General features: G+C 56.3%; 11 protein-coding genes. 9 read left to right on the forward strand and 2 right to left on the reverse strand.

Features of this window, described 5'->3' with window-relative positions; all coding sequences use genetic code 11:
* The first annotated feature begins 506 nt into the window (after window positions 1-506).
* The 6 genes from AC30D7_RS04845 (at window position 507) to AC30D7_RS04870 (ending at window position 6,753) form a co-directional block, all read left to right on the forward strand.
* Window positions 507-1,178 carry a MarC family NAAT transporter gene (locus AC30D7_RS04845; protein WP_490133264.1) on the forward strand — a complete coding sequence of 224 codons (672 nt, stop codon included), beginning with the start codon at window positions 507-509 and terminating at the stop codon, window positions 1,176-1,178.
* 247 nt (window positions 1,179-1,425) lie between these two features.
* A complete protein-coding gene (locus AC30D7_RS04850; RefSeq protein WP_490133265.1) occupies window positions 1,426-1,674 on the forward strand; it encodes a hypothetical protein in 249 nt (82 codons plus the stop codon).
* Window positions 1,675-1,883: 209 nt separating this feature from the next.
* Entirely contained in the window at window positions 1,884-3,224 is a 1,341-nt protein-coding gene (gene potE, locus AC30D7_RS04855; protein ID WP_490133266.1) for a putrescine-ornithine antiporter, read from the forward strand.
* 48 nt (window positions 3,225-3,272) lie between these two features.
* Complete coding sequence (locus AC30D7_RS04860) at window positions 3,273-4,178, forward strand: amino acid ABC transporter substrate-binding protein (RefSeq protein WP_490133267.1); 906 nt, start codon at window positions 3,273-3,275, stop codon at window positions 4,176-4,178.
* 173 nt (window positions 4,179-4,351) lie between these two features.
* The gene (locus AC30D7_RS04865; RefSeq protein WP_490133268.1) at window positions 4,352-5,839 is read left to right on the forward strand and encodes a DUF3300 domain-containing protein; all 1,488 of its coding nucleotides are present in this window, start codon (window positions 4,352-4,354) and stop codon (window positions 5,837-5,839) included.
* Between the two features lie 26 nt (window positions 5,840-5,865).
* Window positions 5,866-6,753 (forward strand): DUF2950 domain-containing protein, encoded by an 888-nt coding sequence (locus AC30D7_RS04870; RefSeq protein WP_490133269.1) that lies wholly within the window; start codon window positions 5,866-5,868, stop codon window positions 6,751-6,753.
* Window positions 6,754-6,890: 137 nt separating this feature from the next.
* Here the strand turns inward: AC30D7_RS04870 and AC30D7_RS04875 are convergent, their stop codons facing one another.
* Together AC30D7_RS04875 and AC30D7_RS04880 are read right to left on the reverse strand one after the other, a co-directional pair.
* Window positions 6,891-7,412 (reverse strand): transporter suffix domain-containing protein, encoded by a 522-nt coding sequence (locus tag AC30D7_RS04875; RefSeq protein WP_490133270.1) that lies wholly within the window; start codon window positions 7,410-7,412, stop codon window positions 6,891-6,893.
* 68 nt (window positions 7,413-7,480) lie between these two features.
* Window positions 7,481-8,155 (reverse strand): DUF3313 domain-containing protein, encoded by a 675-nt coding sequence (locus tag AC30D7_RS04880; RefSeq protein WP_490133283.1) that lies wholly within the window; start codon window positions 8,153-8,155, stop codon window positions 7,481-7,483.
* 590 nt (window positions 8,156-8,745) lie between these two features.
* Between AC30D7_RS04880 and arcD the strand changes: the two genes are divergently transcribed.
* From arcD to AC30D7_RS04895, 3 genes are all read left to right on the forward strand, one after another.
* Window positions 8,746-10,173: an arginine-ornithine antiporter gene (gene arcD / locus AC30D7_RS04885; protein WP_490133271.1), complete on the forward strand. Its 1,428-nt coding sequence runs from the start codon at window positions 8,746-8,748 to the stop codon at window positions 10,171-10,173.
* Window positions 10,174-10,197: 24 nt separating this feature from the next.
* Window positions 10,198-11,454 (forward strand): arginine deiminase, encoded by a 1,257-nt coding sequence (gene arcA, locus AC30D7_RS04890; RefSeq protein WP_490133272.1) that lies wholly within the window; start codon window positions 10,198-10,200, stop codon window positions 11,452-11,454.
* A 69-nt stretch (window positions 11,455-11,523) separates the two neighbouring features.
* Complete coding sequence (locus AC30D7_RS04895; protein ID WP_490133273.1) at window positions 11,524-12,534, forward strand: ornithine carbamoyltransferase; 1,011 nt, start codon at window positions 11,524-11,526, stop codon at window positions 12,532-12,534.
* The last annotated feature ends 217 nt before the right edge of the window (window positions 12,535-12,751 follow it).

Below are 12,751 nucleotides of genomic sequence, written 5' to 3' on the forward strand. Positions count from 1 at the left end.
CAAGCGGGAAATTCCTACTCACTGTTTTTATTCTCCACGTAATACAAGGCGTCCAACGCGGCGCCTCGATAAATACCGATGCACTGTTAATGTTCAATAAAATGCACCCAGAGATGACCCTGAAACGAAAAATGCCAAGCCGTGATGCATAGAGAGGACGGCCCGATACCGAACCTTGCCATCCGTAACCCTGCCCACGATGTCCTTGCGACCAAGTCGATCGATGCCAGATAACGTCGTCCTCGTCGCCAAGGCTGCGATGGGCTTAAAGGTGTCGCCCCTCCTCATCAGTCTACGAACCCGCTAAAACCAAAGCCAAGCAAGCTCGATAACCAACCAAAACTTCTATTTAGTGGTCAAGCCCCAAATCACGTCTAAGATTATTCAGTGTTCTGGTACTACCTCGATACTGAGGAGCGGTGTATGAATAGGCAGTGTTGGCACATACTTAATTACACACTATGCCTTGATACGGAGTTTTCAGTTACTTGGGAGGGTATCCAGTCGTGGACCATTTATTTGACGCGATCATCCTTGGACTGCTGGCATTATTGCCATTGATCAACCCCCCTACGACAGTGGCACTTTTTCTAGCCCTCTCTCAAGGGCTTAATCGAGAACAAAAAAACAAACAGGCATTCCTGACAGCGTTATACGTCTTTATTATCATGACGCTCACCTACTACATAGGTGAATTTATCATGGGGATTTTTAGTATATCCATACCGGGATTGCGGATTGCCGGCGGGGGAATTCTTATAATCATCGGCTCAAGAATGTTATTTCCTCAGCCCCGCCTGCCCTCCTCCTGTGCTGCCGAGGCAGAACGAACCAATTTTGCGTTCATTCCATTGGCCATGCCTAGCACTGCAGGCCCAGGCACGATTGCAATGATTATTAGTGCTTCTGCCACCATTAAAAACAACACAACTTTTCCGTCCTGGGTATTGCTGACAGCGCCGCCATTGATTTTCCTTTCAACCGCTTTGATTCTTTGGGGTTGTTTACGCGCCTCGGATTTAATTATGAAAGCCACTGGAGAGTCTGGAATTGATGCCATCTCGCGCTTGATGGGTTTTTTACTCGTTTGCATGGGCGTTCAGTTCGCCATCAACGGTTCAGTAGAGATCATACAAACCATCATCAACAATAACGCTCAACTCCTCCGCTCTCAGTAGATCCCTCCTTTGAGAGCACCGACAGGCATTGAGCCAGGCAGTTGCTCTCCGACGCACGGTATTAGGTCGCGGAAAAACGGGCCAGATGAGTTGATCCTGATCAATAGTTTGCCGGTTGATCGAGTACACGCTAGTAGATGCGCAACGACGCAACGCCATGGATTGCTTACCGCCAGCGTACTCAGAAGGCAAGGATGAGCCTGCACACGTCAGGATGATCGGTCCCTGCACTTTTGGAGCGCCTTCAATGAAGATTTATGTTGAAAAAGACCCGGCACAGAATTGCTGGTGGGTTCACATGGATCTGTGGATGGCGAGCTTTCGCAGCCTTGATGGAGCCGAGTCTTTTGCCGAGAGATTGAACTCGCGAATCAATGCCCCGCACTCTCTGGAAATGATTACAAATCGTCCTTTATGGTCGGGGACGATTTCTGACAGTCCGCCTCTCGATCCATACGATGGACCTCTCTCGGTGAAGCCTCATTCTCAGGCCTGACACACAAGGCTTTTCGGGGCTGTGAAGAAAAAAAGCCGATTGGCCAATATGTGTCTATACCCAGTATTACCAATGCTTTGAATCAGGCTTTTTTGGAGTGGCCCATAAGGTCTATGTGGTCAGACATCAACGTTTAACCCCTTGCCCGACGACAAGCAATCAAACGCCGGCCCCAGAGTCAATGCGTTGAGCAAATCAAGGAGTTTCCGATGGCCGACTCAAGCAAGAAAATGAGCCTCACGGGGCTCACCACTCTGGTGACAGTGAACATGATGGGGTCGGGCATCATCATGTTGCCGACGAGCATGGCTCAACTGGGGGCCGTCTCATTGTTGTCATGGATCGTCACCGCCATAGGCTCCATGGCCATCGCCTATTGCTTTTCCCAGTGCGGCATCTACTGCCTGCGTCCAGGCGGATTGTCCGCCTACACCGAAGAGGCACACGCCAAATCAGGGTTCTTCGTCTGTTCGTACCTTTACTTCCTTTCGCTGGCCATCGCTAACGTGGCGGTGGCCATCTCAGCAGTGGGATACATGACATCGTTCTTGCCATGGTTGGGAAGTGGCGCCATTCCGTTGTTCATAGGGACGGTCGGCCTGCTCTGGTTGACCACGGTGGCTAACTTCGGTGGCCCCGGCATCACTGGCAAGATCGGTGCGATTACCGTATGGGGTGTAATCATCCCCGTGGCCGGTTTGAGCATCATCGGTTGGTTCTGGTTCAAGCCCGATGTGCTGACGGCCGCCTGGAACCCGAACAACCTGCCAATCTCCGAAGCCATCGGCAAGGCAATTCCCTTGACCCTGTGGGCCTTCCTCGGCATGGAGTCGGCGGCGCAAGCTTCCGATGCGGTAGAAAACCCCAAACGCACCGTGCCGCTGGCCTGCCTGCTCGGCACGCTGGGGGCGGCAGTGATCTATGTGCTGTCGACTACGGTTATTCAGGGCATCATTCCCAATGCCGAACTGGCCAACGCATCGGCCCCTTTCGCCCTCGTCTATGCGCACATGTTCAACCCTGTTGTTGGCAACATCATCATGGCGCTGGCGGTGATGGCCTGTGTTGGTTCGCTGCTGGGTTGGCAATTCACCCTGGCACAAACAGCCAAGACGACGGCTGACCAGGGAATGTTCCCAAAACTCTTCTGCAAGATCAGCGCGCGAGATGCCCCCATTGCCGGCATGCTCGTCTGCGGTGTGGTGCAAACCTTGATGGCGCTGTCGACCATTTCACCCAATGCCAGCGCCCAGTTCGGAAAGCTCGTCAGCCTCGCGGCAGTGACCAACCTGATCCCTTACGTGACGGCGGCCACCGGTCTGCTGGTCATGATGTACAAAGCCAAAGTCAGTGCCGGCATTTACACCCGCAACACGATATTTCTGCTGATCGGCGTGGCCTATTCCTTATACGCCCTGTATGCCTGCGGCAGAGACGCCGTGTTCGGCGGCACCCTCGTCCTTGCATTCGGCTACCTGCTTTATGGCTTCCTCGCCAAGCGTTTCGTCGATGAGTCTCCAATCGTTCAGACCAGGGCCGGCAACCCTTAGCCATTGTCTTCAGGGCTGCACAGACATCTGAATTCGAGGAACCTGGACATGAACGTAAAACTGACTAAAGCCAACAACCTGCTGCTCGTCGGCCTGCTCTCGCTGGTGCCGCTACTGGCCGATGCCAGTACCCTTGAGCGCGTGCGGGCGAACAATAGCTTCACCCTCGGTTACCTTCCGAGCTTCGCGCCCTTTAGTGCCCAGGCAGGCGATAAAGCCAACGGTTATGCCATCGATCTTTGTCTGAAAATCGCCGACAAGGTCAAGACAGAGTTGGGTTTGTCCGGTTTGCAAATACGTTACCAGCCCGTCACAGCCAACGACGAGATGAAAGCCGTCAGCTCGGGGCAGGTCGACATTCTTTGTACGCCGACACCGCCCACACTGGAGCGGCGCAAGGCGGTGAGCTACTCGGTGCCGATCTACACCGCCGGCCTGTCGGCAGTGGTGCGCCGGGAAGCACCGGAAACGTTGCTCAATGTGCTGAACGGAAAAGTAGCCCATACCGGGCCAACATGGCGAGCGACCATCAACCATGGGCTGGTCAACCAAACCTTTGCCGCGACGGCTGGCGGAGTCACTGAGGCGTGGATACGTCAGCAAATGCAATTGCTCGGTGTGGTGGCTACGCTGGTCACGGTCGAGAACACTGACGCAGGCCTTAAACTGGTTGCCGAAGGCAAAGCCGATGTGTTCTTCGCTGAACGCATGATGCTCACGAACCTCCTCAGCACAGATCACTACGCAGGAAAGCTGGTGCTGCTGGAGCGTATTTTCGAGTACGCGCCGACTGCAATGGCGCTGGATCGAGACGATGAAAATTTCCGTTTGCTGGTCGACACCACGCTGAGTGAAATGTACCGATCAGGCGAGATTGAGCAGGCATACGATCATTACCTGGGAGGCGCCAGCGACGCGGCCAGGAAGCTGTTCAAGGTCTATGCGATACCTTAGACACGTGCGGGATCACTTGGGCATACACTGCAATGCAGTAATGGCAAAAATTATATGTTTGCTACCCTTAGGGAGCGGCATCGAAGCTGAGGTCTGTGGCTTGTACAGTCGGTTGTCATCTCCCTGGCATTGATCCACTCATTTCAAGCCTGCCTGATCACATGGGGGGTGCAATGCACATTCCATTATTTTACGCGGTCTCAGCTGCACTGTTTTTGAGTGGAGCTTCCTGCCTGGCGCAGTCGTTGGATGCGACCGCAACCGGGACAGCAAGCGCTGCCGACACAGCGCCCGTCACAGCCGCGGCCAAAGATGCCGTGTTTAACCAGGAACAGCTGGATCAAATGCTGGCGCCCATTGCGCTCTATCCGGACCCACTGCTGGCTCAGGTGCTGATGGCCACCACGTACCCCGGTGAAGTCGCCGAGGCGGCCACCTGGTCAAAAGCACACCCGGACGCCAAGGGCGATGATGCGGTCAAACAAGTGGCGAGCCAGCCCTGGGATCCGAGTGTGCAGGCGCTGGTCGCCTTCCCCCAGGTACTGGCAACGCTGGGACAGGATCCCGTCTGGGTACAACGCCTGGGTGATGCCTTCCTGGCGCAACCCGACGATGTCATGGGGGGCGTGCAACGCTTGCGTCATCAGGCGCAAGCAGCAGGCAACCTGCAGAGCAACCAGTATCAGAACGTGACAGTTCAAGCTGTTACGGCCCCGGCATCCGCCCCCTCGACTTCAGCCCCTGCTCCTGCCCCTGCCAGCAGCACCTCCACCATCATTATTCAGCCTGCCGATCCGCAGGTGGTTTACGTACCCAGCTATAACCCGACGACAACCTACGGCACCTGGCCCTATCCGGCGTCGCCTCCCGTGTACTATCCACCGCCACCGGCCTATTACCCCGGTTCGGCATTGATGGCCGGGCTGGCGTTTGGTACCGGTGTGGCTATCATCGGTTCGTTATGGGGGGAATGTGACTGGGGCAATAACGACATCGACATCGACGTTGATCGCTACAACAACATCAACCACAACAACCAAATCACCCGTAATCAGAACAAATGGCAGCACAACGCCGTGCATCGCGATGGCGTTCCTTATCGAGACACCAAGAGCCGCGAACAGTATGGCCGCCAACTGGACGGTGCCCGTCAGCGTGAGGCCTATCGAGGGGACACCGCCGAGCGAGCGCAGGCTCGTGAAAAAGCCCGTGGTTCAATGGACAAGCACGGTATCGAACGACCTGCCACCAGCAACCGCGAAGCCCGTGATACAGCGCGCAAAGCCCAGTCCGGAACCTCGGCCAGCAATCGGATGCAAGCAGGAACAGACCGAGCGAAGTCGTCCGACAGGAGCCAGGCCGCGGCCAGAAACACTCGGGAGAGTCAGCAGCCCAGGAAACAAACCGCTCAGGTGAATCAGCGTGGGCAAGACAGCTCACAAGCGCGCCAGGGGTTGCAAAAACAACCGTCCGCCAACACGGGCAGTGCCCGCAACAATGCCTTCGCTGGCGCACGCTCACCCTCACAGACCAACGCGCAAGCCAGTCGCGGTCGGGCCAGCCAGACCTACGCCCAGCGCCCCGCTGCCTCGCGACCAACCGGCCATCAGATCAGTCGGCCGTCCAATCCACCCGCGCGTCAAAGGGGGGGCCGTCGTTGAAAAACAATCCTCGAGTGAAGACACTCATGAGCTTGCTTCCTCAAGCCTTGGCGATAGTGGGTAGCTTGGCGTGGTCGTGCACTGTCAACGCACAGCAGGCATTTCCAACGCCAGAAAAAGCCGCTCAAGCGTTCGTCGAAGCACTGGGTACCGAACACGCCGATCAGGCACGCCTGACAGACTTGCTGGGTAATGAATGGCGCAGTTTCATCCCGCGCGAAGGCGTGCAGCGCAGTGATGTGGATGCGTTTCTGGAGCAGTACCGCGAGCAACACCACATTGAAAAGACCGGTGACCAAAAGGCGATCCTGTCAGTTGGCGGTGACAACTGGACACTGCCTATACCCATGATAAAGGGCGCGAATGGTTGGCGCTTCGACCTCAACGCCGGTAGTGCCGAAATCCGTGCACGTCGAATTGGCCGCAACGAACTCACTGCGTTGCAATCGGTGCTGACCTATCATGACGCCCAGATGGACTATGCGTCTTTGGATCGTGACGGTGACGGCGCACTCGAGTATGCGCAGAAAATCTTCAGCACCACCGGCAAGCACGACGGGCTCTATTGGGCGGACGACGATAGCGGTCAGATCAGCCCGTTGGGTCCCGAGTTCGGTAAAGCCATTGCGGGCGAAGACTGGCATGGTTACCACTTCCGCATCCTTGATGGCCAAGGTCCTTCGGCACCCGGTGGCGCCTACAGCTACCACATCGGTGACAAGATGAGCCGAGGCTTTGCACTGATTGCCTGGCCGGCGAAATACAATGACACGGGGGTGATGAGTTTTATGATCAGTCACGAAGGACAGGTGTTCGAAAAAGACTTGGGGCCAGGAGGTGACAAAGTAGCGCAGTCGATGAAGCGCTTTGATCCAGATGACAGTTGGAAGGTGGTTTCCGTAGATCGAGAATAGCCAGACTTACCTGGCCACCTCAAGTCAAATGGGCATCGGCACAACATAGTTGCCAAATGCAGGGCTCATAAAGCTACTTCAGAGCCCTTTAAATGGCTGGTGTCCTTGATGACGCTTCACCTCCCCCGCTACGGCAATCACACCGTACTCACGCTAACAACACGTGCCGTGCGGATAAACAACGCATGCACCTTGTCCCAGAAATTCCCCCCCAGTACGAAAAAGCTGCCGATCAACATGGCATCGCCCAGCGCCTGGACCTGCCAGAGGTTCGGTCTCAATCCCGGCCACAGCGTGTCCACATAGGGTTCGAGAAATGATGAGATCAGCGGCAGGCAAAACATCACCAGGCCAATTCGATGGCGTGCCGGGCCTACTTCCAGATCCGCCGGTGCGAGCGTGGAGACGTAGCCAAACACGCTGCGCTTGAGTTGCTGGAAGCCGGACTTGCCCATGACGGCAATGGCGAGGATCAACATGATCTTGTTACTGATAAACAGGATGCCGGTCAGCGCCGCAATTTTTGGGCCGGGCACATCCGCGGCGGCGGCGAGTGGCACCAACAGCCAGGATCCCAGTATCAAACAGATAATCACGATGCCCAGTTTGAAGCGCCAACCGGCAGAGTTGGGTGCAGTGTCGTCCTGGGGGCTGCTCATGTTTTTCGTACCCTCCTTTTTAGGCTCGAATGAAAAGATTTCAGAAGCGTAGCCGTTGGTTGATCCCGCTATTTGATGAAGGCTTGCAAATCAGTGCTCAGCTTGTCGATCGCCACTTTGAAATCCTTGGTGGTGATCTTTTGGCTGGTGTTGGACAGCGTACTGCCAAAGACTTTGCGCACCACTTTGGCCACCGTCTGATTGTTACTGGCATCGATAAACTCTGCCTCGATGAACAGTGTGGTCTCTTGATCGCGATGGCCGCTGGCAGCAGAAACACCCCCGACGACGGCGGCGACCGGCACCACTTCATACCATTTCATACCTTCGTTTTCGGCATTCACCCCGGTGATCGCCGCGCGCATGATCAAGGTTTTTGAACCTGGGGGCGCTGATTTTGCGCTCGACACAACCTTATATTTCTGGCCCAGAACGCTTTTGGTCTTGCTGGTCATGTAGCTCTGCAATTCCTCCAGGGTTTGTCGGTTAACCCGCTCGTTGGGTTGTGGCGCCGGGTAGAGCTCAAGCTTGTTGAAGGCCACGGTGTTATAGGCATTCGGATTCCACGACGGGCTCACCCAGCGCATGGCTGTTTCGCCGCTGGTGGTGGTGACCTGCTGCAAATTGTTGTAGTTGGAAAGGAAGCCGGAATACTGCTCACGCTCAGTGACCTTAGAAGTGCAGCCTCCGACCAGCAAGCTGGCCAGCGCAGCGCCTATAAACAGTTTTCGGGACAGGTTCATAATGGTGTGTGCTCCTTGGATCAAGCCGATTTTTAGCAAGGCATCAGAAACGCAGGTCATGTTTCCGGTCGCGGTTTGAGTCCACGCATTGTCGAACTAACAAAAAGTTCGTATGCCTGACGATATCGTGACCTTGTTCAGAGCATAGGCGGCTCCGGCGACAATGCACCAGAATTCGCCCATGGGCACGGTGAAAGCGCCGGTGTCGCCTCCATTTAACCCATTAGCCCCATGCAGTAAGGGTCATAAGGAAACTTGCGCGCCTGGAACAACTAAAGATAAAAAGTCTAAACATATAGCCAATCGCACTACCGATCGCCATCGGTAATAGCCATTTCATCTACGTTTTTCAATGGGTTAGTTCGATTTTCTCATTAAGTAATTAAAATTTGCCAAACCGAAAAAACATACTAGCGTCAATCTACGTACTTGTTTTTCGTGTCTTTCAAGGCTGGTCTCGGCAGCTTGTCTGGGCGAATCGTTTATGGCGACTTTATCGCCAAGGAATAAGTATGACTTGAACAAAATTGGTTATTGCATAGCTAACGAAATTAATTTCGTTATCCCCTCTATTGGATTGGAGTCATGCAATGTCTGAATCCCCCGGAAAACTGAAACTCGGCGCGCTCGTGGCATTAGTGGTCGGTTCAATGATTGGTGGCGGGATCTTCTCTTTGCCCCAGAACATGGCCGCCAGTGCTGATGTCGGTGCTGTTCTTATTGGTTGGGCAATCACCGCAGTGGGCATGTTGACCCTCGCTTTCGTCTTTCAAACCCTGGCCAATCGCAAGCCTGAACTGGATGGCGGTGTTTATGCCTACGCCAAGGCCGGTTTCGGCGACTACATGGGTTTTTCGTCGGCCTGGGGATACTGGATCAGTGCCTGGCTGGGCAACGTGGGTTATTTCGTTCTGCTGTTCAGCACCCTCGGTTACTTCTTTCCGATCTTCGGCGAAGGCAACACCGTGGCCGCCGTCATCGGCGCCTCGCTGCTGCTCTGGGCGGTGCACTTTCTGGTTTTACGGGGAATCAAGGAAGCGGCGTTCATCAACCTGGTGACCACCATCGCCAAGGTTGTACCGCTGCTGCTGTTCGTGTTGATCACCTTGTTCGCGTTCAAACTGGAGATCTTCACCGCCGACATCTGGGGCCTGAAAAATCCGGACCTGGGCAGCGTGATGAACCAGGTGCGCAAGATGATGCTGGTCACCGTGTGGGTGTTCATCGGCATCGAAGGCGCGAGCATCTTCTCGGCCCGTGCCGAAGTCCGCAGCGACGTGGGTAAAGCCACGGTCATCGGTTTCATCACCGTGCTGTTGTTCCTGGTGCTGGTCAACGTGCTGTCCCTGGGGATCATGACCCAACCTGCGCTGGCAAAACTGCAGAACCCGTCGATGGCCGCGGTGCTCGAACACGTGGTCGGTCACTGGGGCGCGGTGCTGATCAGCGTCGGCCTGATCATTTCCTTGCTCGGGGCGTTGCTGTCATGGGTGTTGCTGTGCGCGGAGATCATGTTCGCCGCCGCCAAGGACCACACCATGCCGGCGTTTTTGCGCCGTGAAAACGCCAACCTCGTACCGGCCAACGCGCTGTGGCTGACCAACGCGATGGTGCAGCTGTTTCTGATCATCACGCTGTTTTCGGCCAGCACTTACCTGTCGCTGATCTACCTCGCCACCTCGATGATTCTGGTGCCGTACCTGTGGTCGGCAGCCTATGCCCTGCTGCTGGCAGTGCGCGGCGAGAGCTACGAAGGCTTCGCAGCCGAACGGCGCAAGGATCTGATCATCGGCGCCATCGCCCTGGCCTACGCGGTCTGGCTGCTGTACGCCGGCGGCGTCAAGTACCTGCTGCTCTCCGCCCTGCTGTATGCCCCCGGTGTGATCCTCTTCGCCAAGGCCAAGCGTGAAGTCGACAAACCGGTTTTCACCAATGTCGAGAAGCTGATTTTCGTCGTCGTCGTCGTGGGTGCCCTGGTGGCGGCCTACGGGCTGTATGCCGGCTTCCTGACCCTGTGACCCCTCACTCGGAGAATTACTGCAATGACCACCGAAAAAGTTAAGTACGGCGTCCATTCCGAAGCCGGCAAACTGCGCAAAGTCATGGTTTGCTCCCCCGGCCTGGCCCACCAGCGGCTGACCCCGAACAACTGCGATGAACTGCTGTTCGACGATGTGCTGTGGGTCGCCCAGGCCAAACGCGACCACTTCGACTTCGTCACCAAAATGCGCGAACGCAACGTCGACGTGCTGGAAATGCACAACCTGCTGACCGATATCGTCGCCATCCCTGAAGCGCTGGACTGGATTCTGCAACGCAAGATCACCGCCAACTCGGTCGGCCTGGGCCTGGTCAATGAGGTGAGTTCCTGGCTGCGCAGCCTGGAGCCACGCAAGACTGCCGAATTCCTGATCGGCGGGGTTTCCGCCGACGACCTGCCGGACAGTTTCGGTGGCAAGACCATCCAAATGTTCCGCGATTTTCTCGGCCACTCCAGCTTCATACTGCCGCCGCTGCCCAACACCCAGTTCACCCGCGACACCACCTGCTGGATCTACGGCGGCGTGACCCTGAACCCGATGTACTGGCCGGCGCGCCGCCAGGAAACCCTGCTGACCACCGCCATCTACAAGTTCCACCCGCAGTTCACCAACGCCGACTTTCAGATCTGGTACGGCGACCCCGACCAGGATCACGGCAGCGCCACCCTTGAGGGTGGCGACGTGATGCCGATCGGTAACAGTGTGGTGTTGATCGGCATGGGCGAGCGCTCGTCCCGCCAGGCCATCGGCCAATTGGCGGTCAACCTGTTCAAGAACAAAGCGGTGGAACGGGTCATTGTTGCCGGCCTGCCGAAATCCCGTGCCGCGATGCACCTGGACACCGTGTTCAGCTTCTGCGACCGCGACCTGGTGACCATTTTCCCCGAAGTGGTGAACCAGATCGTCGCCTTCACCCTGCGCCCTGACGAAAGCAAACCGGGTGGTATCGACATCCGCCGCGAAGAAACCCACTTCCTTGATGCCGTGGCCAAGGCTCTCAACCTCAAGGCGCTGCGCGTCGTCGAAACCGGTGGCAACGCTTTCGCCGCCGAGCGCGAGCAATGGGACGATGGCAATAACGTGGTGGCCATGGAACCGGGCGTGGTCATCGGTTACGACCGCAATACCTACACCAACACCTTGCTGCGCAAGGCCGGCGTGGAAGTCATCACCATCACGGCCGGCGAACTTGGTCGTGGGCGTGGCGGCGGCCATTGCATGACTTGCCCGATCATTCGCGACCCCATCGATTATTGATTTGCTCATCCCGGCCTGTGTTCATCGAGCACAGGCCTCAGGACAACCGACATTCAAGGGAGACCCGACATGGCCTTTAATATTCACAACCGTAATTTGCTGAGCCTTGAGCACCACACCGCGCGCGAATTGCGTTATCTGCTGGACCTGTCCCGCGACCTCAAGCGCGCCAAATACACCGGTACCGAGCAGCAACACCTCAAAGGCAACAACATCGCGCTGATCTTCGAAAAAACCTCGACCCGCACCCGGTGCGCCTTCGAAGTTGCAGCCTATGACCAGGGCGCCAACGTCACCTACATCGACCCGGGCTCTTCACAAATAGGCCATAAGGAAAGCATGAAGGACACCGCCCGCGTCCTCGGGCGCATGTACGACGCCATCGAGTACCGTGGCTTCAAGCAGGAAATCGTCGAAGAACTGGCCAAGTACGCCGGCGTACCGGTGTTCAACGGACTGACGGATGAGTATCACCCGACACAAATGATCGCCGATGTACTGACGATGCGTGAGAACAGCGATAAACCGCTGCACGACATCAGCTACGCCTACCTGGGCGACGCCCGCAATAACATGGGCAACTCGCTGCTGCTGATCGGCGCAAAACTCGGCATGGACGTGCGCATCTGCGCGCCAAAAGCCCTGTGGCCGGCAGATGATCTGGTGGCTCGCTGTAAAAAATATGCGGAGGAAAGCGGTGCTCGCATCACACTGACCGAAGACCCCAAGGCTGCCGTCAAAGGCGTGGACTTCATCCACACCGATGTCTGGGTGTCGATGGGTGAGCCCGTTGAAGCCTGGGCCGAACGCATCAAACAGTTGCTGCCGTACCAGGTCAACGCGGAACTGATGAAAGCCACCGGCAACCCGCGAACCAAGTTCATGCACTGCCTGCCGGCGTTCCACAACAGCGATACCAAGATCGGCAAACAGATCGCCGAGCAGTATCCAAACCTGAGCAACGGTATCGAAGTGACCGATGACGTGTTCGAGTCGCCAGCCTGCATCGCCTTCGAGCAAGCGGAAAACCGCATGCACACCATCAAGGCGATTCTGGTGTCGACCCTGGCTGATTTGTAAAACGACGCAGCTCCCACTGACGCACACGGTCAATGTGGGAGCGGGCTTGCTCTCGAAGGCAGTGTGTCAGTCGACATCAATGTTGTCTGTTACACCGTCTTCGCGAGCAAGCCCGCTCCCACACTTGATCCGGTTTTCACAGGGGACCGAGTTGCACGCACCCTCTTTGTTTAGAAGGATCTGCACTATGCGTATCGTCATTGCTCTGGGCGGTAAC

The sequence above is a fragment of the Pseudomonas sp. DF5 genome (genome assembly GCF_058148225.1).

What these genes read in the sequence shown, in the direction of transcription:
- AC30D7_RS04875 (WP_490133270.1), bottom strand. Translation starts at nt 7,412, where the DNA reads ATGAGCAGCCCCCAGGACGACACTGCACCCAACTCTGCCGGTTGGCGC.
- arcD (WP_490133271.1), top strand. Translation starts at nt 8,746, where the DNA reads ATGTCTGAATCCCCCGGAAAACTGAAACTCGGCGCGCTCGTGGCATTA.
- AC30D7_RS04850 (WP_490133265.1), top strand. Translation starts at nt 1,426, where the DNA reads ATGAAGATTTATGTTGAAAAAGACCCGGCACAGAATTGCTGGTGGGTT.
- AC30D7_RS04880 (WP_490133283.1), bottom strand. Translation starts at nt 8,155, where the DNA reads ATGAACCTGTCCCGAAAACTGTTTATAGGCGCTGCGCTGGCCAGCTTG.
- AC30D7_RS04895 (WP_490133273.1), top strand. Translation starts at nt 11,524, where the DNA reads ATGGCCTTTAATATTCACAACCGTAATTTGCTGAGCCTTGAGCACCAC.
- arcA (WP_490133272.1), top strand. Translation starts at nt 10,198, where the DNA reads ATGACCACCGAAAAAGTTAAGTACGGCGTCCATTCCGAAGCCGGCAAA.
- AC30D7_RS04865 (WP_490133268.1), top strand. Translation starts at nt 4,352, where the DNA reads ATGCACATTCCATTATTTTACGCGGTCTCAGCTGCACTGTTTTTGAGT.
- AC30D7_RS04860 (WP_490133267.1), top strand. Translation starts at nt 3,273, where the DNA reads ATGAACGTAAAACTGACTAAAGCCAACAACCTGCTGCTCGTCGGCCTG.
- AC30D7_RS04870 (WP_490133269.1), top strand. Translation starts at nt 5,866, where the DNA reads ATGAGCTTGCTTCCTCAAGCCTTGGCGATAGTGGGTAGCTTGGCGTGG.
- potE (WP_490133266.1), top strand. Translation starts at nt 1,884, where the DNA reads ATGGCCGACTCAAGCAAGAAAATGAGCCTCACGGGGCTCACCACTCTG.